The sequence below is a fragment of the Sporosarcina cyprini genome (assembly GCF_022048975.1).
Taxonomy (GTDB): Bacteria; Bacillota; Bacilli; order Bacillales_A; family Planococcaceae; genus Sporosarcina; species Sporosarcina cyprini.
The window spans coordinates 58332-81202 of sequence record NZ_JAKMHX010000028.1 but is presented as its reverse complement, the minus strand read 5'-3'; the positions used below and the strand labels follow the sequence as shown (position 1 = coordinate 81202).

The 22871-nt window shown below is 45.6% G+C and carries 25 protein-coding genes and 1 riboswitch; of the genes, 4 read left to right on the top strand and 21 right to left on the bottom strand.

What is annotated here, in order from left to right:
• Together L7D49_RS11650 and L7D49_RS11645 are read right to left on the bottom strand one after the other, a co-directional pair.
• Positions 1-825 (bottom strand): sulfite exporter TauE/SafE family protein, encoded by an 825-nt coding sequence (locus L7D49_RS11650; protein WP_238081018.1) that lies wholly within the window; start codon positions 823-825, stop codon positions 1-3.
• Positions 825-1688, bottom strand: a complete 864-nt coding sequence (locus L7D49_RS11645) for a DUF72 domain-containing protein (RefSeq protein ID WP_238081017.1) — start codon at positions 1686-1688, stop codon at positions 825-827. Before L7D49_RS11645 ends, L7D49_RS11650 begins: the two co-directional genes overlap by 1 nt.
• 324 nt (positions 1689-2012) lie before the next feature.
• Between L7D49_RS11645 and L7D49_RS11640 the strand changes: the two genes are divergently transcribed.
• Positions 2013-2276 (top strand): hypothetical protein, encoded by a 264-nt coding sequence (locus tag L7D49_RS11640; RefSeq protein ID WP_238081016.1) that lies wholly within the window; start codon positions 2013-2015, stop codon positions 2274-2276.
• A 64-nt stretch (positions 2277-2340) separates the two neighbouring features.
• Here the strand turns inward: L7D49_RS11640 and L7D49_RS11635 are convergent, their stop codons facing one another.
• Together L7D49_RS11635 and L7D49_RS11630 are read right to left on the bottom strand one after the other, a co-directional pair.
• Positions 2341-3426 (bottom strand): sensor histidine kinase, encoded by a 1086-nt coding sequence (locus L7D49_RS11635; protein ID WP_238081015.1) that lies wholly within the window; start codon positions 3424-3426, stop codon positions 2341-2343.
• Complete coding sequence (locus L7D49_RS11630; RefSeq protein WP_238081014.1) at positions 3423-4142, bottom strand: response regulator transcription factor; 720 nt, start codon at positions 4140-4142, stop codon at positions 3423-3425. The genes L7D49_RS11635 and L7D49_RS11630 overlap by 4 nt, the downstream gene beginning before the upstream one ends.
• A gap of 150 nt (positions 4143-4292) precedes the next feature.
• On the opposite strand from L7D49_RS11630, the gene L7D49_RS11625 reads away from it, so the two are divergent.
• From L7D49_RS11625 to L7D49_RS11615, 3 genes are read left to right on the top strand one after another with little or no spacing between them, the layout of a single operon-like run.
• The gene (locus tag L7D49_RS11625) at positions 4293-5222 is read left to right on the top strand and encodes an ABC transporter ATP-binding protein (protein WP_238081013.1); all 930 of its coding nucleotides are present in this window, start codon (positions 4293-4295) and stop codon (positions 5220-5222) included.
• Complete coding sequence (locus L7D49_RS11620) at positions 5206-5910, top strand: ABC transporter permease (protein ID WP_238081012.1); 705 nt, start codon at positions 5206-5208, stop codon at positions 5908-5910. Before L7D49_RS11625 ends, L7D49_RS11620 begins: the two co-directional genes overlap by 17 nt.
• Complete coding sequence (locus tag L7D49_RS11615) at positions 5910-6734, top strand: DUF4097 family beta strand repeat-containing protein (RefSeq protein WP_238081011.1); 825 nt, start codon at positions 5910-5912, stop codon at positions 6732-6734. Before L7D49_RS11620 ends, L7D49_RS11615 begins: the two co-directional genes overlap by 1 nt.
• A gap of 313 nt (positions 6735-7047) precedes the next feature.
• On the opposite strand, the gene L7D49_RS11610 is transcribed toward L7D49_RS11615, so the two are convergent.
• The 17 genes from L7D49_RS11610 to L7D49_RS11530 all read right to left on the bottom strand — a co-directional run bounded on the left by L7D49_RS11610 (position 7048) and on the right by L7D49_RS11530 (position 22852).
• On the bottom strand, positions 7048-7461 hold the full coding sequence (locus tag L7D49_RS11610; RefSeq protein ID WP_238081010.1) for a VOC family protein: 414 nt from the start codon (positions 7459-7461) through the stop codon (positions 7048-7050).
• Between the two features lie 140 nt (positions 7462-7601).
• Positions 7602-8327 carry an FxLYD domain-containing protein gene (locus L7D49_RS11605; protein ID WP_238081009.1) on the bottom strand — a complete coding sequence of 242 codons (726 nt, stop codon included), beginning with the start codon at positions 8325-8327 and terminating at the stop codon, positions 7602-7604.
• Positions 8328-8453: 126 nt separating this feature from the next.
• The gene (gene sufB / locus L7D49_RS11600; protein WP_238081008.1) at positions 8454-9851 is read right to left on the bottom strand and encodes a Fe-S cluster assembly protein SufB; all 1398 of its coding nucleotides are present in this window, start codon (positions 9849-9851) and stop codon (positions 8454-8456) included.
• Positions 9852-9908: 57 nt separating this feature from the next.
• Positions 9909-10349, bottom strand: a complete 441-nt coding sequence (gene sufU, locus L7D49_RS11595) for a Fe-S cluster assembly sulfur transfer protein SufU (RefSeq protein WP_238081007.1) — start codon at positions 10347-10349, stop codon at positions 9909-9911.
• Positions 10349-11569: a cysteine desulfurase gene (locus L7D49_RS11590; protein ID WP_238081006.1), complete on the bottom strand. Its 1221-nt coding sequence runs from the start codon at positions 11567-11569 to the stop codon at positions 10349-10351. The genes sufU and L7D49_RS11590 overlap by 1 nt, the downstream gene beginning before the upstream one ends.
• Complete coding sequence (gene sufD, locus L7D49_RS11585; RefSeq protein ID WP_238081005.1) at positions 11569-12876, bottom strand: Fe-S cluster assembly protein SufD; 1308 nt, start codon at positions 12874-12876, stop codon at positions 11569-11571. Before sufD ends, L7D49_RS11590 begins: the two co-directional genes overlap by 1 nt.
• 18 nt (positions 12877-12894) lie before the next feature.
• Positions 12895-13674, bottom strand: a complete 780-nt coding sequence (gene sufC / locus L7D49_RS11580) for a Fe-S cluster assembly ATPase SufC (protein WP_238081004.1) — start codon at positions 13672-13674, stop codon at positions 12895-12897.
• A 264-nt stretch (positions 13675-13938) separates the two neighbouring features.
• Complete coding sequence (locus L7D49_RS11575; RefSeq protein WP_238081003.1) at positions 13939-15120, bottom strand: dicarboxylate/amino acid:cation symporter; 1182 nt, start codon at positions 15118-15120, stop codon at positions 13939-13941.
• A gap of 147 nt (positions 15121-15267) precedes the next feature.
• Positions 15268-16113: a MetQ/NlpA family ABC transporter substrate-binding protein gene (locus tag L7D49_RS11570; RefSeq protein WP_238081002.1), complete on the bottom strand. Its 846-nt coding sequence runs from the start codon at positions 16111-16113 to the stop codon at positions 15268-15270.
• Positions 16114-16171: 58 nt separating this feature from the next.
• Positions 16172-16840: a methionine ABC transporter permease gene (locus tag L7D49_RS11565; protein WP_238081001.1), complete on the bottom strand. Its 669-nt coding sequence runs from the start codon at positions 16838-16840 to the stop codon at positions 16172-16174.
• Positions 16833-17855: a methionine ABC transporter ATP-binding protein gene (locus tag L7D49_RS11560; protein ID WP_238081000.1), complete on the bottom strand. Its 1023-nt coding sequence runs from the start codon at positions 17853-17855 to the stop codon at positions 16833-16835. The genes L7D49_RS11565 and L7D49_RS11560 overlap by 8 nt, the downstream gene beginning before the upstream one ends.
• A 131-nt stretch (positions 17856-17986) precedes the next feature.
• Positions 17987-18092, bottom strand: a riboswitch (SAM riboswitch).
• A 50-nt stretch (positions 18093-18142) separates the two neighbouring features.
• Complete coding sequence (locus tag L7D49_RS11555; protein ID WP_238080999.1) at positions 18143-18442, bottom strand: thioredoxin family protein; 300 nt, start codon at positions 18440-18442, stop codon at positions 18143-18145.
• Between the two features lie 40 nt (positions 18443-18482).
• Positions 18483-18827, bottom strand: coding sequence for a toprim domain-containing protein (locus L7D49_RS11550; protein WP_238080998.1), 345 nt, complete (start codon positions 18825-18827; stop codon positions 18483-18485).
• A gap of 86 nt (positions 18828-18913) precedes the next feature.
• On the bottom strand, positions 18914-19297 hold the full coding sequence (gcvH, locus tag L7D49_RS11545) for a glycine cleavage system protein GcvH (protein WP_238080997.1): 384 nt from the start codon (positions 19295-19297) through the stop codon (positions 18914-18916).
• A gap of 76 nt (positions 19298-19373) precedes the next feature.
• Positions 19374-19736 (bottom strand): arsenate reductase family protein, encoded by a 363-nt coding sequence (locus tag L7D49_RS11540; RefSeq protein ID WP_238080996.1) that lies wholly within the window; start codon positions 19734-19736, stop codon positions 19374-19376.
• A gap of 78 nt (positions 19737-19814) precedes the next feature.
• The gene (locus L7D49_RS11535) at positions 19815-21602 is read right to left on the bottom strand and encodes an acyl-CoA dehydrogenase family protein (RefSeq protein ID WP_238080995.1); all 1788 of its coding nucleotides are present in this window, start codon (positions 21600-21602) and stop codon (positions 19815-19817) included.
• A gap of 74 nt (positions 21603-21676) precedes the next feature.
• Positions 21677-22852, bottom strand: a complete 1176-nt coding sequence (locus L7D49_RS11530; protein ID WP_238080994.1) for an acetyl-CoA C-acetyltransferase — start codon at positions 22850-22852, stop codon at positions 21677-21679.
• Positions 22853-22871: the final 19 nt, after the last annotated feature.

The following is a 22871-nucleotide window of genomic DNA, read 5'->3' as shown; positions in this document are numbered from 1 at the left end:
TCAACCCCAGATCCCTTCAATGATCGATCGAATTCCAAACAGCAATAAAATGACTCGCAGAACAACAACAAGCGTTTCCGAATTCATTTTTTTATTCAGCATCGAACCGATCGTACCGCCGATGTACGCGCCTGGAATGACCGGGAGTGTATACAGCCAAGGCACATGCCCGAGCGAAATATGCGTGATTGAGTTGACGATTGCTGATAAAAACACCATAAACATCGATGTGCCGACCGCAACATGCGGAGGAAATAAGAACAGTAAAATCATCGCCGGCACGATCATCGTTCCCCCGCCGATGCCGAAGAGTCCGGACGTGAAGCCAATCACAAACGTGAGCAGCAAGGCAAACCAGATCGGATAGCCATATACATGGGTTTCTCCTTTTGGATCAATGAAGACACGTTCCTTCCCATGATTGACAAACCAATGGATCGGCTTCAAATATTTTCGAGCGAGCAATAAAACAGCCAGCACTATAAGCAAAATACCAAAATATAAATTAAATGATGGCAAGTCTACATTTTTATTCACAAATGCCCCAATCAAAGTCCCTGGGACCGTTCCTATAAAGAAAATGAAGCCGCTTTGATAATCGACCGTCTTTACCTTCATGTGAGATATGGTCGAAGAAAGCCCGTTGAAGATCATCATGATGACGGACAATCCGACAACACTTTGCGGTGTGATGCCGGGAATCCAACCGAGATCAATGCCGACGAGCAATGTAAGGGGTACAAGGATCGTCCCGCCCCCTAAGCCGACGATCGATCCAAGCACACCTGCAAGCGCACCGATAATCGCTAATAATACGTATTCCATTACTCATCTCCTCCAAAGAGGTCCAACTGCTTCGATGCAAGGCCGGCACTATCCAGTCCTTGCATACGCTGAAAACGCTTTGCATTCTCTGCCGCATGCCCTCCGGAATTGTTGTTGAACACGATGTAAATCTGTTCCGACTGCTTTTCAAGGTCGGCAACCGCCGCCCCGATTTCCTCCAGCTCCTCATCGGAATAATTATAGAGATACCGCACTTTGCGCCACTCTTTGCTATCGCCTGTAACGTTGCGCCAGCCACCCACATTCCGGCCATGCAGACGGACAAATGTTTTATCGGCACGGGTTGCGATCGGAACGAGCGGCACACTGCCTTCTCCAGCCTGCGGTTCATCGCACACCGTATGAATTGCCTTCAATTCCCGCAGCAGCTCGAGTGTCTTCTCCTTAAATTCGTCGGAATACCAGCTCTGATGGCGAAACTCAATCGCCACGTCATAATCCGCCAGCTCTCTGCATATGTATCTGATTTCTTCAACGTGCGCCCGGATGCAATCAAACCATGGCGGAAATTGAACAAGCACCATCGCAAGCTTTCCCGCTTCCTTCAAAGGCCCGATCGACAAACGGAATGCCTGAAACATCTCTTCCGGCGTATCATACGGGATCTTCCCTCTCTGATGGCCAGTCATGCCTTGGTACGCCTTGACGATAAATTGAAAAGTATCGGGCGTTTCCCTGATCCATTTCCGGATATTCCGCTCCGGTTGAATGGCGTAAAAACTCGAATCCAATTCGACGATCGGGAAATGGGTACTGTAATCAATCAATTTCTCTTTGGCATTCGAAGTGGGGCTATAAACATCGGGATGATCTCCCCATCCTGTCAAACCGACTTGAATCAATGCCCTCTCCCCTTTCTAGATTTCGTATAATCCATCATAGCATATGCCTAACCGGATGCATTGCTAGTTTGCATTTTAATTCACACTCTCCCCTTTCCCTATATGGAATAGCAGTAACCGTCCGAATCCGCCTGCCGGAAGGCATGAGACCCGGGGCATTCCTTTTTATGCAGGAAATGAACTGCGCCACATCGTTCAATGGAACCTCCAGCTGCTAATTTAATGCTTGATTTCATCGCTAAATGCTTTAGTATATACTCTTGTAGTTCTATCGTTTGCAGAACGAGTTTGGATAAAAGTTAATTGTTTAATTTGGAGGTTATTATGAATTATAGAATCAGTAACAAAGCAGTATTCGAACAAGCACAGGTACGTTCCGTTTCAGATGTCGAGTTTACCGAGGAAGAACTACAAAACGGCATGAAGCTAGCGGTGTCTAAGGAGGATCCTACTCTAGAGCTGTATTTAATAGAAGTGGACGGCCAGAAGAAGTTTGAAGTACGTTGGGATGATTCGCAAGAGCTTTTCACTGGCTGGTATACCGCTTGGGAGAACTTTACTTGGTGCCTGAACATAGCAGGGAAGTAACATAAAAGGAAGGACGAGTCCGAAAAGACTCTGTTCTTCCTTTTTTCTTTTTACTGCTGTCCATTTACGATTGATTCGGCAAGGTGAGGGTGATGGTCGTCCCTTTCTGAAAGACACTTTCCACTTGAATCGTCCCTTCATGTGCTTCAATCAGGCTTTTGACGATGGCAACTCCCAGGCCCGTCCCCTCTGATGTCTGCTCGGTCGTCGTTCCACGATAGTATCGGTTGAATACATTGCGCAATGTATCCTCTGTCATGCCGACGCCGTCATCCTGGATTGTTACTACGACTTGTTCCAGCCGTTCTTCGATGGCTGCCACAATATGCACGGACGACTCATTATGAACAACGGCATTCATGAATAGATTATGCAATGCCCGTTTTAGCAGCTTCGGATCAAAAGCAACCTGGATTGGTTCATCTGCCAGCAGTTCAAAATGATGAAGCTGCGCACGGAGATCGTTGCTAACTTCTGCGAGCACCTCCCGCGTAAAACTGACGAGATCCTGTGTCGTTTTATGAATCGGAACTGCCTCGGAACTATCAAATCGCATTGCGAGATTTAAGTCTTCTACGAGCTGTTCCATATGCGTTCCTTTTTTATCGATTTCATCCACAAAGTTGCGTTGTTCCTCTTCCGACCATTTGTAATCCGGGTTTAGCAATAAAGTAGAATAGCCTTTTATATAAGTCAACGGCGTTTTCAAGTCATGCGATATACCTGCAATCCAGTCACGTTTCGCCTCTTCCACTTCTGTACGTTCCATCCGGGCCCTTTCCAGCTGTGCGCGCATATCCATCAATTGATCAATGACTTCCTGATAGAGCTGATAACGCATTTTGAATTTCCCATTCTTCTTGCATGTTTTCTCATAGTCATGGAACGCAGCCAAATCCCCTTCGGCCAGCTGTTTAATCCATCTCATGATCTGGATGAGCGGGCTGCCAAAATACCAGCCGAACCAAACGATGCTAATGAGGGAAACAATCCCGACGACAACGAGAACGACCCACTCATAGCCTTCTCCGACTAAACCGTAATGAGGCAGGATTCCCTCCATCGTCACGGGGAGTGTTGCGGCCAACAGCAGAATCCAAAGCAGGACTCCTAATAGGAAATGTGTGATAAATCGTCTTTGTATTTTCATGATGGTTTTCCATTCGGAGGAATAAATTTATAGCCAATTCCTCGTAAATTAACTATGATTCTCGGCTTCCTTGTATCGTCGCCAAGCTTTTTGCGCAGTTTCGCTATATGAATAGTGACCGTCTTCTCTTCCCCGAATACATCCTCACCCCAGACGTTTTCGTAAAGCTGTGTCGTCGTGAACACGCGGTTCGGGTGTTTGCAAAAGAAATGAAGGAGCTCCAACTCCTTGGCCGTGGTGTCTACCGATTCCCCTCCCACTGTCAGTACGGCTTCATCAGGTGAAAAGCTGAAAGCCTCATACTCGTAAACTTTAGGCACAGGGGGAGCAGGCGTTTCATAGACCCTCTGACGGCGTAATATCGCCCGGATTCTTGCCACCACTTCAAGCGGGTTAAACGGCTTTGTAATATAATCATCTCCACCTACACTAAGTCCGGTTAATTTATCAAAATCACTAGAGCGGGCGCTAATGAATAAAATCGGAACGGTTGTCAGCTGCCGAATCGCGGAACAAAGCGTGAACCCATCTCCGTCAGGCAGCATGACGTCGAGCAAAATCACATCAAAGTCATTCTCCTCTAACGCCTGCAGCGCTTCTTCTTTCGAAGTGGCGGTGACAATTTGCGTAAAATGTTCTTTTCTCAACGTAATCTCCAGCAGCTTAATAATCCCGATTTCATCATCCACTACTAAGATTCTTGCATCGTCCGACATGTGATCCCCTCTCTTCTATCTACATCCTACCAAGTTTTTCTCTAAGCACCTATATGAATCTAAAAAGATTACGTACTTTTTCCTTCCTGTTTACTTTGTTTTTACTTTCAACTAGTACGATAAAGGTAAGCACTAGACAGGAGGTTCACTATGACTTATATCATTCAAACACATCAACTGACAAAACGGTTTGCAACCGATCTTGTGATCGATCACGTCACCATGAAAATAAAAGAAGGAGAAATTTACGGATTCCTCGGTCCCAATGGCGCAGGAAAAACAACGATTATGAAAATGTTATTAAATCTGGTCAAACCGTCATCCGGGGACATATTCATTCAAGGAAATCCTGTCAATCTCATGTCCTATCATTATTTGAAAGAGATTGGCAGCCTCATTGAGTATCCTATCTTTTATGAGGATTTAACGGCCTATGAAAACCTGCAGATACATTGCACGTATATTGGCCAGCAGGACGACAGCCATATTGTGAGCGTGCTGGATACAGTGGGATTGCGTAATATCGACCGAAAGAAAGTAAAGGAATTTTCGCTTGGAATGCGCCAGCGGCTTGCCATTGCTAGAGCCATTGTAACAAAACCTAAAATCTTGATTTTAGATGAACCAATTAATGGCCTGGACCCAATCGGGATAAAAGAAGTAAGAGAGCTGCTTGTATTATTGAAGCGCCAATATGGAATGACGATACTTATTTCTAGCCATATCATCTCCGAAATTGAATCGATTGCAGATACCATTGGCGTCATCGATGATGGAAAGTTAATTGAGGAAATTTCAATGTCTGCCTTGCGTCAGCGGAATCAGCCGACAATTAAAATGGTTGTCAGCAATGTGAAGGAAGCCAAACGCTTGCTCGAAGGGTTTGATCACACGCAAGCAAAAATCGTTGATGAGAAAACTGTGCATGTGACAAAAACAAAGGAAACAACTGCAACATTGACCAAACGTCTTATTTTCCAAGGTGTCGATGTAGAAGAAGTCGTCACATTCCATGAAACGTTGGAAGAGTACTTTGTCAATCGGATTAATGGAGGGAAAAAACATGTGGCAATTACTTAAACTCGAATGGAGAAAACACCGGATGTCCCGCTATTTTCTAAGCTTCTTTTCATGTATAGTGGGAATCTATGGGTTCGTTATTTTTGCAGCATTAAGTTCGAAACACGATATAGACGGTTTGATGGCATCCTACCAAGAATTTTTGACCTTAGTTACGCTACTGACAAACATAACATTTATCATACTCGGCGGCGTCATTCTGTCACGTGTCATCATTTCTGAGTTCCGCACCAAGACAATCAATGTATTATTTACTTATCCTATCCGGCGAAAGGTACTGATGCTGTCCAAGCTGCTGCTTGTTTTTACGGTAACTACCGTTGGACTTTTCCTGGGTACTTGGATCATGCAAGTACTCACCTATTTCCTACAACCATCTCTCGGACTTTTTGAAGGAACATTTACCATGCAAGAGATGCTCGCCACAATCCCGAAAACAGTAACGAATGCAATCATGATGGGAGCGATTGCATTAATCCCTCTCTATTTTGGCATGCGGAAGAAATCAACCTCAGCGACAATCACATCAGCAGTCATTATTGGATTTTTGATCAATTCCACAGTCTCCAATGGTGGTGCCTCTTTCAGTCTTAGTGATGTAATTATAATACCACTGATATTCTCATTGCTAGGCGCAGGAATCGCTTATTTATCCATTCGCAATATTGACCGAAAGGACGTAGTGTAATGATAAAAAAATTAATAATGGCCGTTTTACTCTTGGCTATCGGCTTAGGAATTTTCATCTTCTTTAAACAACCAACCGAAACAATTACCATCGGGACATACGAAGCTGTCCCTGCTATTGAAGCGGATCTCCAAATGATGACAATTGAAATGGCGAGTTCCCCTGACGATAAGATCCATGTGCTATTGGAAGGGAAAAAGGGAAATGAGGAGCAACTATCGATTGACCATGACGAGACTAAACTAATAGTAAAAGAGAAAAATGAGAAGCAGTGGAATGATTATATCACGATAGGTTCTCAACCAAAGATCATCATGCAAATTCCAAAGACCCGTGAGATTTCACTTACTATTTCCCATAAGGATGGAGATTCCATTTTAAAAGGCTTGGCTGTAGATGCAATTCAAGTGAAATCAACGACAGGCAGAGTAACCATCCAGAATATGACTGCGTCAGTATCTGATTTGCAATCGACAGATGGAAATGTAACGATTCACAACAGCGTTATGGAAAATGGCAGCATTTCAACAACTTCCGGCAATGTAACCATTCGGGAGAGCAAGGGCACAACACTTGTGGCAAAGTCAGTCGACGGACAAATTAAATTGACCGAAGCGACAGAGCAAACCGATGTCAGACTAAAAAGCAAAACCGGCGACATTCAGGTTATCTATAAAACACCCCCGTCCTCACTAAAAGTATTGACGAGTGGCGAAATAGTTAAAGTAGAACTGCCAAGTTATAATCAGAAGACCGGAATAATCGGCGAAGGGACCAATATGCTTTCTATCGAGACGAAAGACGGTATGATTCAAGTTAAGTAAGCGTGCGAATGAGGATTTCGGGACTGTAGATACCGGATCAGGTTGTTAAACATATACCATTAAAAGTACCTCCTCATATATTCGTCAACATCATGAAGAAGACCACCTATAACCGTTCCATCACCGGTTAATATGGTTGTATCACCGCCTGAGACTGCTCTATCACCAGGTAAACGGATTCTATCACCGCCTGAGACTATAATCACCGGGTAAACGAGTTTTATCTTCCTGACAGAGAATAATTGATAGAATTAATAATACACCCCAACAGGTAAGACTTTACTCGTCCTGCTGGGGTGTATCACTTTTACTTTCAATCGTTGGATGGAAGTTCAGATACTTCTTTGTTCTGTACAAATCCGTGGACTCTAATCAAATTCTTATCTAAATCTTCGAAATAAAATTCAGAATAGGTATGCAGCGGATTTGTAAGTTCCTCTACATTTACCCCCTGGCTCTTCAACAACCGGTGTACAGAAATAACATCATCACATTGCAGATCTAATACGGAACTGACAGGCAGGTCGTTATCTTCATTGGCTTTGTAACGATTACTTAGTGCTAATTTTGTGTTTTCATTAATTCGAAAAAAACAAGCTACATCTAATTGATCCACAGGCTGTATCCCCAGAATCTCAGAGTACCATTCAATTGCCCGCTTCAAGTCTTGCACATAATGCCAAACCACAACGTTGCCATTCCACCATGCACTGTTTGCTATATCCATTCTCTCATCCTCCTTATTCCTTGAGAATTCTAGGCTTGCATGGGAATACCCTTTTTAAATTATTGAAATATCTCTTCTACCTGACAATCATAAAAAAACGAGCTTCCCATTAACTATCAGGCTGCTCGTTATAAAGTCTTCTATTTTACTTCAATGTTATAAAGAAAAATTTCGTAGTCATCCATTTCAGGGAATGCAATGGAGGAAGCCATGTTAAAATCATATTCCTGCCCGGCTTTCAATGGTGAATAGATTTCACGGAATGCCCCACCTACAATTTTCCCGTCCTTTTTAAATATCATTCCAACATCAACAGACGAGATATCATACTCGCTTTTATTTTCTATATAGCCATTGACCACATATGCTTCGTAGAAATTTTTCTCCACTACAAGGTCGGTTAATGCAATATCAGAGGATGAGGCCAAAGGCGCCTCTTCAATAATCCAATTTTCCTCTTTCACTTCCAATCCCACTTTAATTTCCTCAAAGTCTTGGTGTTGAATTGCGGGAAAACTCATCACTACGGTTTCACCTGGACGAATGGTTCTTACAGTACTAGGTTCAGCAATGACTACCCCATTTTCGTCCGTAATCGTCCAATTGATGTGAGCTGATTTTGCTGTATGTTCTTTGTTCGGGTTCTTAAAGACTCCGGCTACTTGTAAATAACCATCTGCGTCACGTTCATACCCATACTCGACGACTTCCAAATCTTTTATTTCAACTTGTTGATTTGTATTCTCTTCAGTGCTGCCTCCAGCAGTCCCTTCATGTCCTTCCGCTTTACTGCTCGTTTGGTCATTTCCACAGCCAGCCATTAGCAGCAGACAAATAATACTGAATGCAAAAACAAACTTTCTCATATGTCCTCCTAATAAATCTCCTACGGCATATGTCATTCTAGTTGTATTTTGGAGTGTAGTTAATGAATGTAAGTTTACAAAAAAGTACCCTTGCCACAAACGAGATGTGACAAGGGCAATATATATTTAACCGATAGACCCTTCCATTTCGAACTTGATCAAACGGTTCATTTCAACTGCGTATTCCATCGGCAATTCTTTTGTGAATGGCTCGATGAAGCCCATGACAATCATTTCAGTCGCTTCTTGTTCCGGAATACCGCGGCTCATCAAGTAGAAGAGCTGCTCTTCGGATACTTTGGAAACTTTCGCTTCATGCTCGAGTGAAATATTGTCGTTTAGGATTTCGTTGTATGGAATTGTGTCGGATGTAGACAGCTTATCCATGATCAACGTATCACATTCGATGTTCGCACGAGCGCCTTCTGCACGACGGCCGAAGTGTACGACACCACGGTAGGTTACTTTACCACCGTGTTGGGAAATCGACTTGGATACGATTGTAGATGACGTATTCGGCGCCAAGTGCATCATTTTCGCTCCAGCATCTTGGTGTTGGCCTTTACCGGCAAGTGCGATGGAAAGTGTCATTCCACGTGCGCCTTCGCCTTTCAGGATACAAGCCGGGTATTTCATCGTTAATTTCGAACCGATGTTGCCGTCGATCCATTCCATCGTTGCGTTCGCTTCACAAACAGCACGCTTCGTAACGAGGTTGTAGACGTTGTTCGCCCAGTTTTGAATCGTTGTATAACGGCAGTATGCGTCTTTCTTGATGATGATCTCAACAACCGCACTGTGCAGGGAGTTCGTTGTGTAAACAGGTGCTGTACATCCTTCAACATAATGTACGCTTGCGCCTTCGTCGACAACGATCAACGTCCGCTCAAATTGTCCCATGTTTTCCGAGTTAATACGGAAGTAGGCTTGCAATGGCGTTTCCACTTTCACGCCAGGCGGTACGTAAATGAAAGAACCACCGGACCAGACAGCAGAGTTCAATGCAGAGAATTTGTTATCCGTGTTCGGAATAACAGTGCCCCAGTATTTTTTAAATAGCTCTTCGTTTTCACGAAGGGCGGAATCCGTATCCTTGAAGACGATCCCCATATCCTCGAGATCTTCTTTCATGTTGTGGTAGACCACTTCAGATTCATACTGTGCGGATACACCAGCCAAGTATTTTTGTTCTGCTTCCGGAATACCGAGTTTGTCAAAAGTCCGTTTGATTTCTTCCGGTACTTCATCCCATGAGCGTTCTGTCGCTTCGGATGGCTTTACGTAATAGGTGATTTCATCGAAGTTCAATGAATTCAAGTCGCCACCCCATTGTGGCATTGGCTTGCTGTAGAAGATTTCAAGGGATTTCAACCGATAGTCAAGCATCCATTGCGGTTCTTCTTTCATTCGAGAAATTTCTTCAACGATCTCTTTCGTCAATCCACGTTCCGAACGGAAAACAGATACGTCTTTGTCATGGAAACCATATTTATAATCGCCGATTTCAGGCATTTTTTTCGCCATTTGAATCCTCCGTTCTTATTTGTCAGTAGCCAGGTCCCTTCATTCGAGGTAGAATAATCAATCCTCGGATTCGTTCCCGACTCCTTTTTCCAGCGCCTTCCACGCCAATGTAGCGCATTTGATACGGGCTGGAAATTTTGCGACACCCGATAAGGCTTCAATGTCTCCTAAATCGACGGAATCATCTACATCCTTGCCAAGCATCATGTCCGAGAATAGATGGGCATATTTCACGGCGTCTTCCGTCTTTTTGCCTTTGACCAATTGGGTCATCATCGATGCGGATGCCATGGAAATGGAACATCCTTCCCCTTCGAATTTCGCGTCTTGCACGACGCCATCCTCCACTTGAAGTGTCAAATGGATGACGTCGCCGCAAGTCGGGTTATTCATATCGATCGTTACATTGTTGTCGGATAATACGCCTTTGTTTCTTGGGTTTTTGTAATGGTCCATTATAACGGACCGGTACAATTGGTCTAATTTGTTAATTGACATTATTGGAAATACTCCTTTGCCATGCGGAGCCCTTCTACAAGCCGATCCACATCGTCTTCGGTGTTGTATAAGTAAAAGCTGGCGCGAGCCGTGGCAGAAACGTCAAGCCATTTCATGAGCGGCTGGGCACAATGATGGCCGGCACGAACTGCAATGCCGTTCATGTCAAGTACAGTCGCCAAGTCATGCGGATGGACGCCTTCCAGATTGAACGTCACGATGCCGGCACGTTTTTTCGGGTCTACTGGACCGTAAATTTGCAGGCCTTCGATTTCGGACATCTTTTCCATCGCAAGACCGGCCAGCTCATGTTCATGGCGTTCAATCTTATCCAATCCAACTTCCCTGAGGAAATCGATCGCAGCGCCTAAACCGATCGCACCAGCGATAATCGGCGTGCCGCCTTCGAATTTCCACGGAAGCTCTTTCCATGTGGAATCATACAAACCGACAAAGTCGATCATTTCGCCGCCAAATTCGATTGGATCCATTTGGTTCAACAATTCCTTTTTGCCGTAAAGGACGCCGATTCCAGTAGGTCCGCACATTTTATGGCCGGAGAAAGCCAAGAAATCGCAATCGAGCTTCTGCACATCGAGCTTCAGGTGTGGAGCGGCTTGCGCGCCGTCCACTACCATGACAGCACCATTAGCATGTGCAATTTCTGCGATTTCCTTAATTGGATTCATCGTCCCAAGGACATTCGACACATACATGACGGATACGATTTTCGTCCGGTCCGTCACGGTCTCACGCACTTTATCAAGCGATAGCGTTCCATCTTCCTCAAGATCGATATACTTCAGCACTGCACCTTTTTCTTTCGCAAGCTGCTGCCATGGAATGATGTTTGAATGGTGTTCCATGTACGTAATCACGATTTCATCGCCTTCACCGACATTGGCACGTCCATAGCTTTGGGCGACAGTATTTAAAGCAGTCGTCGCACCGCGCATGAAAATGATTTCCTGGGTCGATTTCGCATTGATGAATTCCCGCACTTTTTCGCGGGCATTCTCATAGCCCTCGGTTGCCCGGTTCCCTAAGGAATGGACACCACGGTGGACGTTTGAATTATCCTCGGCATAATACTTCGTCAATGCATCAATGACTTGCTGCGGCTTCTGGGAAGTCGCAGCACTATCTAAGTAAACGAGCGGATGCCCGTTGATTTCCTGGTCAAGTATCGGGAAATGGTTGCGGATCTCTTTACTGAGCATTAGCGCACTTTCCTTTCAATGACCTCCGTCAATTGCTTCTTGACACCTTCGATTGGCAAGCTATTTACGACAGGTGCTAGGAAACCATGGATGACGAGGCGTTCTGCTTCTTGTTTCGAAATTCCACGGCTCATCAAATAGAAAAGCTGCAGCGGATCAACACGGCCAACAGAAGCGGCGTGTCCTGCTGTTACATCATCTTCGTCAATCAAAAGGATCGGGTTCGCATCTCCGCGAGCCTTCTCGCTCAGCATGAGGACACGGGACTCCTGAACTGCATCCGATCTTGTCGCGCCTTTTGCGATACGGCCAATTCCATTAAAGATGGACGATGCTTCTTCTTTCATGACGCCATGCTTAAGGATGAAGCCTTGTGTATCCATTCCCCAGTGCACAATTTCAGAAGTGAAGTTCTGCTTTTGATTGCCACGGCCGACGACTACTGTCTTCAAGTCGCTGGAAGAGCCATTTCCTACGAGGTGTGTAATGTTTTCCGAAACAGTGTCGCTGTCATTCATCAGACCAAGCGCCCATTCGATGCGGCTGCCTGGGCCTGCGACTCCGCGGCGGTTTACATAGGTTGTGAATCCTTTAGCCAATACATCCACTGCACCGTATTCCACTTTTGCATTGTCGCCAGTGAATACTTCTGCAACGATATTTGCCAAACCTTGCGCTTCCGCAACTGTGGATTGGTAGTTTTCGACATATGTGACTGAACTGTTCGCATCTGCGACGATTAATGTATGGTTAAATAGGGATGCTTGCGCATCGTCATGTAAATAAACAACTTGGATCGGTTCTTCAACGACCACGTTCTTTGGAACGTAGACAAACACTCCGCCATTCATCAAAGCTGCATGAAGCGCAGTCAAGCGGTGTTCATCCACTTTCACGCCGTCCGTCATCAAGTATTTTTGAATAAGTTCAGAATGCTCACGGCTGGCAGTGAAAATGTCCGTCAAAATGACGCCTTGTGCTTTCAGCTCTTCAGAAAGCGAGAGGTATGCAGGCGTATTGTTGTGCTGCACATAGATGTTCTTTTGTTCTTCGACGTTCACAAGCCCTTTTACTTCTTCAGGCAGTTCTGCTAAAGATGCATATGTGCCGGATTCCACCGCGTGGACCGGAAAACTTGTGAAATTCCATTTATCAATCTTTGTTTTATCTGGTGTTGGCATCGGAAGCTGTTCCACTTTCGCCAGTGCATGCGCACGGAATTCAGCCATCCAGTCGGCTTCATTCATTTTTGCGGAAAAAGAGCGGACGTCCTGTTCGGTCAATGCCATTGTTGTTTCAACCGTCATTTTGAATCGTCCCCTTTCTTATGCTTCTTGTCCAACAGTCTCGTCTTCAATTCCAAGTTCTTCTTTAATCCAGTCATAACCGTTCTCTTCAAGCTTCTTCGCAAGTTCTGCTCCACCTGATTTAACGACTTTACCTTGCATCATGACATGGACGAAGTCTGGAGTGATGTAATTTAGAAGGCGTTGGTAGTGCGTGATAATCATGCAGCCAAATCCTTCTCCGCGCATTTCGTTGATTCCTTTCGACACGATCTTCAAAGCATCGATATCTAGACCGGAGTCGATTTCGTCAAGGATTGCGAATTTCGGCTGAAGCATCATCAATTGAAGAATTTCGTTACGCTTCTTTTCTCCACCAGAGAATCCTTCGTTTAAATAACGTGTTGCCATATCTTGATCCATTTCAAGGAGATCCATTTTGTTGTCTAGTTCACGGATGAATTTCATCAATGAAATCTCATCGCCTTCTTCACGGCGCGCATTCACTGCAGAGCGCAAGAAGTCAGCATTTGTTACGCCGGAAATTTCACTTGGATATTGCATGGCAAGGAAAAGACCTGCTTTAGCCCGCTCGTCCACTTCCATTTCAAGGACATCTTCTCCGTCCAATGTTACTGTTCCGGATGTTACTTCATATTTAGGGTGGCCCATAATCGCTGATGACAGCGTAGATTTACCTGTACCATTCGGACCCATAATCGCATGGATCTCGCCTGTATTAATTGTCAAATTGACACCTTTCAATATTTCCTTGCCTTCAATTTCGACATGAAGGTCTTTAATTTCCAAAGTTGCCATTCCACTACCTCCAGTATGATCAAGATGAACGGTTTATCCATTCTCATTTTAGTATCATTCTAATCTTATCGCATTCCCAGCTACGTTGCAAATCATTGAGAATCATTATAAAGTAATTGCCGATTGCCCTCTTTGTCCGCAGAAAATTATTGACTTTCCACTAACATGATATTTTCAATTATCCTCTGTTGATTGAGAATACAAGACGAAAAAAATCATCCCGGAAGATAAAACCGGGATGATTAATTGCGAATTTCAGTTGTTTTACGCTTTTTCCTTCGGAGTGAAACGATCGACAATCATCGCTAGCGCTCCGTCCCCTGTTACGTTCGTAGCTGTACCAAAGCTGTCTTGCGCCATATATAATGCGATCATGAGCGCAATCATCGATTCGTCAAAATGAAGCATGGTTCCAAGTAAACCGACAGCTGCCATGACTGCTCCTCCAGGCACACCCGGTGCCGCAATCATTGTGACACCAAGCATGAGAATGAAAGGAAAGTAACTGCCGAATTCAATTGGCATGCCGTTCATTAGAAGAACGCCAATGGAACATGACACGAGTGTGATTGTACTTCCTGACAGATGGATTGTCGCAAATAGCGGAATGGTGAAATCAGTCACCTTATCAGAAGCCCCCGTCTTTTTCGCCTGACGCAATGTAACGGGTATGGTAGCGGCTGATGACTGTGTACCGATTGCCGTCATGTAAGCTGGTGCCATCGTTTTCATGAGCATGAACGGATTTTTACCATTCAATGTTCCCGCCACTGTGTACTGCAGAGTCAGCATGATTAAATGAAGCGTGATGATCATGACAAAAACCATTGCGAAGACAGAGAGAACTTTCGCTACCTCGCCCGTGTAAGTCATATTAAGGAATATCCCAAAGATATGGATCGGTAGCAATGGAATGATGATATACGAGATGACTTTCTCGATTAACAAGTTAAATTCATCAAAAAATGCGAGCATCGACTTGCTGTTGATGGATGCCATTCCGATACCGAGAATGAAAGCAAGCAATAAAGCAGTCATGACACCCATCAGCGGAGTCAATTCCAATTCAAAAAACGGCTCCAGCACATGATGCGTTCCTTCGATCTGCTTTTGACCTGTTTTAATAAAGTTTGGCAAAATCGTCGTTGCGGCAAAGAATGCGAGCACGCCGGCGACTATCGTCGAAATATAGGCGAAAGCCGTTGCCAAGCCGAGCAATTTTCCGGAACCCTTTCCGAGCTTTGCAATACCCGGAGCAATGAAAGCCACAATGATTAAAGGTACGACGAAGTTCAAGAAGCCGCCGAAGATCATATTGAACGTGGCAAACGTCCTGCCGAAGCCTTTTGCAAACCCTTCATGAAGCAAAGGCAGTGACCATCCTAATAAGATAGCGAGTCCGATGGCGATAATGATGCGCCAAATAAGTCCTAGTTTAATTCTCATCCCATGTCCTCCCTAGATGTACAACTGTATTTCCAACCATTTAACTCTACCATACTATTGGAAGCAGTGGAACAGTACAGGGAGTTTTCATAATTATTTATCAAAAAAAACCCCTTTCCATGACGGAAAGAGGTCAGTTTCATTTGATTACTTAACAGGCACTACAGAGCCTTTCCACTCTTCAAGGATGAAGTCTTGGATTTCTTTTGACTTTAAAACTTCGACTAACGCTTTGATTGCTTCGTTATTCTCATCGCCTTTATTGACGGTAATGATGTTTACATATGGGGAGTCTTCGCTCTCAAGAGCAATCGCATCCTCAAGTGGATTCAAACCAGCATCAATCGCATAGTTGGAGTTGATCAATAACGCATCGCCTTCGTCGTTATTATAAAGCTGCGGCATTAGAGCCGGTTCATAGTTTGCATCAAACTTCAGGTTTTTCGGATTGTCGACGATGTCGCCCAATTCCGCTTTTACTTTATCCACGCCTTCAGCGAGTGTAATAAGTCCTTTTTCTTCAAGCATCGCAAGTACACGGCCATGGTCTGCAACCGAGTTGCTGATCAAGATTGTCGCACCTTCTGGAAGCTCATCCAGTGACTTATATTTCTTTGAATAAACGCCGATTGGTTCGATATGGATTGACCCAGCATTGACGAAATCATAGCCGAAGTCAGCGATTTGACCTTCCATGTACGGAATGTGCTGGAAGTAGTTCGCATCCAAGTCGCCTGCATCCAAATCTTTATTCGGAAGGACATAATCTTGGTACGTTTCAATCTCTAACTCATATCCTTTTTCTTCAAGCAATGGCTTTGCTTTTTTCAGGATGACCGCGTGAGGTGTATTCGAAGCGCCGACTACAATTTTCGTTTTTTCTTGTGATCCTTCTCCAGAAGACGCGTTATTGCTGTCTTTATCTTTTGTGCCGCAAGCTGCTAATGCCAAGACAAGCGTTGCGAGCAATAATGCCGAAATGATCTTTTTCATGTAGTTTCTCTCCTTTTAGTTGCTTTATGTCAACAAGCCGAAGCTTGCAGTTCCTTACTTAGCGTTTGTCGATTTTTTTCACTGCCAAATCGCCGATAAATTGGATGATAAAGACGATGATCAAGATGAGAATCGTCGCTGCCAGCGTCACATCTCCCCGGTTTCGTTGGAAACCATCTAGATACGCCAGATTCCCTAAACCGCCAGCTCCGATAACGCCGGCCATTGCTGTATAGCCGACCAAAGCGATCGCTGTGACAGTAATCCCTGAAATAAGTGCCGGCAATGATTCTGGGATGAGTACTTTAAAGATGATTGTGCTCGTTTTGGCGCCCATCGAGCGAGCTGCCTCAATGACGCCTTTATTGATCTCCTGCAAGCCAATCAGTACCATCCGCGCGTAAAACGGAGCGGAGCCGATAACGAGCGCCGGCAATGCTGCCTGCGGTCCTCGCATGGATTCCATAATCAATTTCGTGAATGGTATCAATAAAATGATCAAAATCAAGAACGGAATGGACCGGAACACATTGACGAAAGTACCCGTGATAAAGTTCAAGGTGCGATTTGCCCATAGCTGCCCGGGACTCGTCAAGAACAACACAATCCCAAGGATCAGACCAAAGATGAATGTATAGAAAGTCGAAGCGGCCGTCATATAGATCGTCTCTTTCGTCGCTTCCCACATTAGTTCCCAATCAACATTCGGAAAGAATTTTTCAATCATGGACGATCACCTCCGCCTGAACGCCTTCGTTGTGCAAGTATTGAATCGCCTCTTGGACGGTCGTTTCATTGCCAAGAATTTGCAGAATCAATGTTCCATATGCCCCGCCTTGTGTATGGGTTATATTCCCTTGCACGATGTTCACATCCACTTGGAAAGAACGAATCAGGCTGGAAAGAACCGGCTGTTCTGTACGCTCACCGATGAACACCAGCTTGACAAGTGTTCCGTCCGGCACTTCCTGGCGAACGTGAGCCAGAGCTTGCTCCGTACCAGCCGGCTCGGTCACTTGGGAAACAAACCGCTTGGTGATAGCAGCTTTCGGTTGCTGGAACACATCCAACACATTGCCGATTTCGACAACACGGCCGGCTTCCATGACGGCAACCTGATGGCAAATTTTCCGGATGACATGCATTTCATGTGTGATCATGACGATCGTCAATCCAAGACGCTGATTGATGTCGGTCAATAAATCTAAAATCTGATCAGTCGTTTCCGGATCCAGTGCGGATGTCGCTTCATCACAAAGGAGTACTTCCGGTTCATTCGCAAGCGCCCGTGCAATGCCGACCCGCTGCTTCTGCCCGCCGGAAAGTTCCGATGGATAAGCATTTTCCCTTCCGCGAAGACCAACAAGGTCGATGAGTTCCTCCACTTTGCGATCTCGTTCCGCTTTTGGCACACCGGCAATTTCCAAAGGGAATGCGATATTTCCTTTCACTGTCCGAGACCAGAGTAAGTTGAAATGCTGAAAGATCATGCTTACTTTCTGGCGGACTTTCCGAAGTTCCTTTGCAGAAACGGAGGAGATTTCACGACCTGCAATCGTAATGGTCCCGGACGTCGGCTTTTCCAAGCCATTCAATAAACGGATGAGCGTACTCTTACCCGCTCCACTATATCCAATGATGCCAAATATGGCGCCGTCCCCAATAGAAAGCGTGACTCCATCGACGGCCAGTAAACCGTCTTTTTGGCCATATCGCTTATTGACATCTTTTAATTCAATCATTTTGTTCACCTCTGCTATTCTCGCTGATCATGTCGCTGCCGTTTAGTATCCGCTTGTCAGGCCAAAAATAAAAGCCTTCCTGCAGACAAGCAGAAAGGCATCACGTATTATGTAATAAACGTTCGTCCGATCTCTCATCTCTCAAAGCAATTCGCTTTGCGTGACTTGGCACCATTTCACAAATGTGACGGTTGCCGGGCTTCATAGGGCACTTCCCTCCACCTCTCTTTATAAGAGCGACATATTCAATTGATTGTTAACAGTTATACCATGCGGTGTTTTTACTGTCAACTTAATTTTTCAAGCAAATACGGCACGGATTGAAACGCATAAATCTTATGTGCCAGCTCCCCATCCCTTTGAATGAGAAGGCAGGGCACGCTTTCGATCTCGTAATCAACCGCAATCGATTCGACGTAATTCAAATCCGCCTTGCCGAGAGGCAAATCAGGTTTCAGCTCCGCTATGACCTCCATCATTTTAGAAGCAACTGCGCATGTTCCGCATAGCGGTGTATATAAATAAAATGCGGCATCCGGAAATTGGCTCCGTTTTTCTTCCCATTGCTCACGTGTCCAGTTATCCATAGATGTCCTCCTTGTGAATCAAGTGTCGTAAGGCGCCTTTTCAGAACAACAGGTCGGGATGCACCTTGAAATTCGCTGCCAGAAGAATAAGAGCAAGCGCTCGATAGGGGGTTGTCTCGACTTGCCGATACACTCGCTCTGTATACAGATGAATGGCTTCAGGATATTCCCGTTTAAAAAGTGCTCGTATCGCATCTCCAGACGCATCTGCGTCAACGAATACATAGATATCCTGGTGCTCATAGGGAGCGAGGAGCTCTTCCAATTTGTACGGACTGACTGTACCATTCGTACATACGATTTCGACAGGCTCCGCCAATACAGCGAGCAGACGTTTTTTATCCGAATGGCCTTCCACAAAGATCACTTTGTCTTCATTTATCATCTTGCACCCCTATCCGGAACATGAAAGGCGCCGGATTTCTCCGGCGCCTCAGCCTGTTGCGCTCGTTATTAAAAGCGTACCCTTAATTACTCGCCAACAGTCATTTTGTCATAGTCTTCTGCAGACATAAGTGCGTCTAGTTCTGATTCGTCGGAAGCTTCTACGACGATCATCCAAGCGCCTTCATATGGTGATTCGTTTACTAGTTCTGGGCTGTCTTCCAGCTCTTCGTTCACTTCGACAACTTTACCGCTGATTGGTGCGTAAAGCTCGGAAACTGTCTTAACAGACTCAACGCTGCCAAAAGGCTCGTCCGCTGTTACATCGTCACCGACTTGTGGAAGTTCGACGAATACGATATCGCCAAGTTCGGATTGCGCGAAGTGCGTAATGCCGATGCGGTATTTGCCGCTTTCATCTTTTACCCATTCATGTTCTTCTGAATAACGCAAGTTTGTAGGTGTGCTCATCCCATAACCCTCCATTAAGTATACAAATATTCATTCCATTCAATTTTGACATATTCCTAGCATAAAGACAAGAAAGTTATTCCTTACCCCACGTGTCCTCATACTGCTTTTCATCAAAGCCGACCGTTACTCTTTTTCCATCTGTCGCAATTGGTCGTTTGATGAGCATGCCATCGGATGCAAGCAGCGCCACTTTCTCATCATCAGACATCTCAGGCAGCTTGTCCTTTAATTGCAATTCCCGATATTTCAACCCGCTCACATTAAAAAACTTCTTAATTTCGAGACCCGACTGTTCAATGAACGTGCGAAGGGTATCTTCAGTCGGCGGCTGTTCTGCGATATTCACATAATCCACCTGCAGTCCCTTCGAATCCATCCATTTTTCTGCTTTCTTGCATGTACCGCATTTAGGATAACCATAAACTGTAATTGCCATCGTATGCACCCCGCTTTTTCCATTCAGTATAACAGAAAAACCATCCGGACAAAAAGTGGTTATCCGGATGGTTTGCTATTAAACGATGTACTTTTCAGCTTCAATCAATTTTGCGGAAGCTTCGCGTTTTTTCGCGATAATGTTATAAGGGTTGGAACGAGTCAACTTGCGCAAAGCAGAAAGCATCATTCGTTGGTTATCCCCTTCAACAGAAGCGAGCAAGGTTTCTTTCGCATCTTTTTCAATCGCTTCAAATGCTTCTTGGCAGAAAATTTGTGTGTAAAGGATCTTTTGCTTTTCTTTTTCTTCGCCGTTTTTCGCTACAGCTTTTTCTGCGCGGAGCAAAGCAGATTCCATGGCGAAGACATTGTTTGCGATATCCGCAATGTTCACGAGCACTTCTTGTTCTGTTTCGAGTTTCGTGCCGAAACGCTGCGCCGCCATACCCGCTGCAAGAAGACCAATCTTCTTCGCATTTTTCACGAGCACTTTCTCTTGAGCAAGCGCTTCATCTCCAATTTCCTCCGGCATCATCATAAGCAGTTCTTCCTGCAGGCTTTGTGCTTTCTCTAGCAATGGCAATTCGCCTTTCATCGCCTTTTTCAAGAACGTGCCCGGCACGATCATCCGGTTGATTTCGTTCGTTCCCTCGAAAATACGGTTGATACGGGAATCACGATAGATACGCTCTACTTCATACTCTTGCATGAAGCCATAGCCGCCGTGCAGCTGGACCGCTTCATCGACGATATAGTCAAGCACTTCTGAGCCAACCACTTTGTTAATCGAGCATTCGATCGCATATTCAGCTACGGACGCAGCCACTTCTTTGCCATCCTTCTGCTGCTCCGGCGTCATTTGGCTGTTGCGCTCCTCGAAATAGCCGACCGTACGGTAGATCAAGCTCTCTGTTGCGTATAACTTAGAAGCCATTGTCGCCAATTTCTCTTTCGTCAAATTGAAAGAGGAAATCGGCGTCTTAAATTGCTGGCGTTGATTCGTATAAGTGATCGCCAGCTCAAGCGCACGCTTGGATCCGCCAATCGTTCCGACGCCCAGCTTGTAGCGCCCGATATTCAAAATATTGAAGGCGATAATATGGCCGCGGCCGATTTCTCCGAGCAGATTCTCGACCGGCACTTCCGCATCCTCCAAAATAAGTGTACGGGTAGAGGATGACTTGATCCCCATCTTCTTCTCTTCTGCCCCAACCGAAACGCCTGGGAATTCTCTTTCTACGATGAACGCAGAAAACTTATCGCCATCGACTTTCGCATAGACAACAAATACGTCCGCGAAGCCTGCGTTTGTAATCCATTGCTTTTCCCCGTTCAAAATATAGTGGGTGCCGGCTTCGTTCAATTTCGCCGTTGTTTTCGCACCAAGAGCATCGGAACCGGAGCCCGGCTCAGTCAATGCATACGCGAAAATCTTCTCAGCCGTTGCAGAGCTCGGCAAGTATTTCTTCTTTTGCTCTTCATTGCCGAACAGCACGATCGGAAGCGTACCGATTCCGACATGCGCTCCGTGCGTGATTGAAAAACCACCAGCTACGGACATTTTTTCCGCAATCAAAGCGGACGAGATTTTATCCAAGCCCAAGCCATCGTATTCTTCCGGAATATCAGCACCGAGAAGCCCAAGGTCTCCAGCTGATTTCAACAGGCGAACAGAATGTTCGAACTCGTGATGCTCCAAGTTTTCGATCACTGGCGCCACTTCATTCTTCACATATTCTTCTGTCGTCTTGGCAATCATTTTATGCTCATCAGTGAAATCCTCCGGCGTGAAAACACGGTTCGCTTCGATATCTTCAATTAAGAAAGCCCCGCCCCGGATGAGATCTGTCGTTTTCGTTTCAGTCATTGGTATTCCTCCCTAAGTTATCAATAGTAAACTGCTTATCTATATGCCTCATCAGACACAATTGGTTGCCCTAATTACAGTAATTCAAATACTCCTGCTGCTCCCATGCCGCCGCCGATACACATTGTAACGACTCCGAACTGTTTACCTTGGCGGCGCAGCTCATTCATCAGGCGCAATGTCAAGACGGATCCGGTCGCGCCAAGTGGATGGCCGAGTGCGATCGCTCCTCCGTTGACATTTACTTTATCCATATCTAAGCCCAGATGACGGATAACTTGCAGGGACTGGGAAGCGAATGCCTCATTCAATTCCCACAGATCGATATCTTCGATAGAAAGTCCGGCAAGCTTTAATGCTTTCGGTACCGCTTCAATCGGGCCGATCCCCATGACTTCTGGCGGCACTCCACCTACCGCGAACGAACGGAATTTCGCAAGCGGCTTGAGCCCTTGCGCTTCTGCCATTTCCCGATCCATGACGAGGACAGATGCGGCTCCATCCGACGTCTGGGACGCATTCCCCGCCGTGACAGATCCTTTTACGGAAAACGCAGGACGCAGCTTCGCGAGCACTTCCATTGACGTACCTACGCGGACTCCTTCATCCATTTCAAATTGGAAAGTCGTTTCTTTGTATTTACCTGATGCATCGACATAGCGTTTCGTCACTTCAACCGGCACAATTTCGTCCACGAATTTCCCTGTTTCAATTGCAGCGGCCGCCCTTTCGTGTGAACGGACTGCGAACGCGTCTTGGTCTTCTCGGCTGACGCCATATTTCTGCGCCACTTGCTCTGCCGTATGCCCCATTCCCATATAATATTGAGGCGCTGTTTCGGCGAGCTTAAAATTCGGGCGAATCGTGTTGCCCATCATGGGCACCATGCTCATTGATTCGACCCCGCCAGCAATAATTGCATGTGAATGGCCGAGCATGATCCGTTCTGCTGCATATGCGATGGATTGCAGGCCGGATGAACAAAACCGGTTAATCGTAATTGCCGGCGTTGTATCAGGCAATCCGGCAAGCGCTCCGATGTTACGCGCTACGTTCATCCCTTGCTCCGCTTCAGGCATTGCACACCCCATGATCAAATCATCTATTGGTCCATCATATCCATTTGCTCGTTGTAGCGTTTCTTTGACAGTCAGTGCTGCCAGATCATCCGGGCGAACCGTTGCCAGCGATCCTTTCCCTGCTTTGCCGACCGGTGTACGTGCACCGGCCACTAGTACTGCTTCCCGCATTCGACTTCCTCCTTTGCTA

What these genes read in the sequence shown, in the direction of transcription:
- L7D49_RS11650 (WP_238081018.1), bottom strand. Translation starts at nt 825, where the DNA reads ATGGAATACGTATTATTAGCGATTATCGGTGCGCTTGCAGGTGTGCTT.
- L7D49_RS11640 (WP_238081016.1), top strand. Translation starts at nt 2,013, where the DNA reads ATGAATTATAGAATCAGTAACAAAGCAGTATTCGAACAAGCACAGGTA.
- L7D49_RS11635 (WP_238081015.1), bottom strand. Translation starts at nt 3,426, where the DNA reads ATGAAAATACAAAGACGATTTATCACACATTTCCTATTAGGAGTCCTG.
- L7D49_RS11630 (WP_238081014.1), bottom strand. Translation starts at nt 4,142, where the DNA reads ATGTCGGACGATGCAAGAATCTTAGTAGTGGATGATGAAATCGGGATT.
- L7D49_RS11625 (WP_238081013.1), top strand. Translation starts at nt 4,293, where the DNA reads ATGACTTATATCATTCAAACACATCAACTGACAAAACGGTTTGCAACC.
- L7D49_RS11620 (WP_238081012.1), top strand. Translation starts at nt 5,206, where the DNA reads ATGTGGCAATTACTTAAACTCGAATGGAGAAAACACCGGATGTCCCGC.
- L7D49_RS11615 (WP_238081011.1), top strand. Translation starts at nt 5,910, where the DNA reads ATGATAAAAAAATTAATAATGGCCGTTTTACTCTTGGCTATCGGCTTA.
- L7D49_RS11610 (WP_238081010.1), bottom strand. Translation starts at nt 7,461, where the DNA reads ATGGATATAGCAAACAGTGCATGGTGGAATGGCAACGTTGTGGTTTGG.
- L7D49_RS11605 (WP_238081009.1), bottom strand. Translation starts at nt 8,327, where the DNA reads ATGAGAAAGTTTGTTTTTGCATTCAGTATTATTTGTCTGCTGCTAATG.
- sufB (WP_238081008.1), bottom strand. Translation starts at nt 9,851, where the DNA reads ATGGCGAAAAAAATGCCTGAAATCGGCGATTATAAATATGGTTTCCAT.
- sufU (WP_238081007.1), bottom strand. Translation starts at nt 10,349, where the DNA reads ATGTCAATTAACAAATTAGACCAATTGTACCGGTCCGTTATAATGGAC.
- L7D49_RS11590 (WP_238081006.1), bottom strand. Translation starts at nt 11,569, where the DNA reads ATGCTCAGTAAAGAGATCCGCAACCATTTCCCGATACTTGACCAGGAA.
- sufD (WP_238081005.1), bottom strand. Translation starts at nt 12,876, where the DNA reads ATGACGGTTGAAACAACAATGGCATTGACCGAACAGGACGTCCGCTCT.
- sufC (WP_238081004.1), bottom strand. Translation starts at nt 13,674, where the DNA reads ATGGCAACTTTGGAAATTAAAGACCTTCATGTCGAAATTGAAGGCAAG.
- L7D49_RS11575 (WP_238081003.1), bottom strand. Translation starts at nt 15,120, where the DNA reads ATGAGAATTAAACTAGGACTTATTTGGCGCATCATTATCGCCATCGGA.
- L7D49_RS11570 (WP_238081002.1), bottom strand. Translation starts at nt 16,113, where the DNA reads ATGAAAAAGATCATTTCGGCATTATTGCTCGCAACGCTTGTCTTGGCA.
- L7D49_RS11565 (WP_238081001.1), bottom strand. Translation starts at nt 16,840, where the DNA reads ATGATTGAAAAATTCTTTCCGAATGTTGATTGGGAACTAATGTGGGAA.
- L7D49_RS11560 (WP_238081000.1), bottom strand. Translation starts at nt 17,855, where the DNA reads ATGATTGAATTAAAAGATGTCAATAAGCGATATGGCCAAAAAGACGGT.
- L7D49_RS11555 (WP_238080999.1), bottom strand. Translation starts at nt 18,442, where the DNA reads ATGGATAACTGGACACGTGAGCAATGGGAAGAAAAACGGAGCCAATTT.
- L7D49_RS11550 (WP_238080998.1), bottom strand. Translation starts at nt 18,827, where the DNA reads ATGATAAATGAAGACAAAGTGATCTTTGTGGAAGGCCATTCGGATAAA.
- gcvH (WP_238080997.1), bottom strand. Translation starts at nt 19,297, where the DNA reads ATGAGCACACCTACAAACTTGCGTTATTCAGAAGAACATGAATGGGTA.
- L7D49_RS11540 (WP_238080996.1), bottom strand. Translation starts at nt 19,736, where the DNA reads ATGGCAATTACAGTTTATGGTTATCCTAAATGCGGTACATGCAAGAAA.
- L7D49_RS11535 (WP_238080995.1), bottom strand. Translation starts at nt 21,602, where the DNA reads ATGACTGAAACGAAAACGACAGATCTCATCCGGGGCGGGGCTTTCTTA.
- L7D49_RS11530 (WP_238080994.1), bottom strand. Translation starts at nt 22,852, where the DNA reads ATGCGGGAAGCAGTACTAGTGGCCGGTGCACGTACACCGGTCGGCAAA.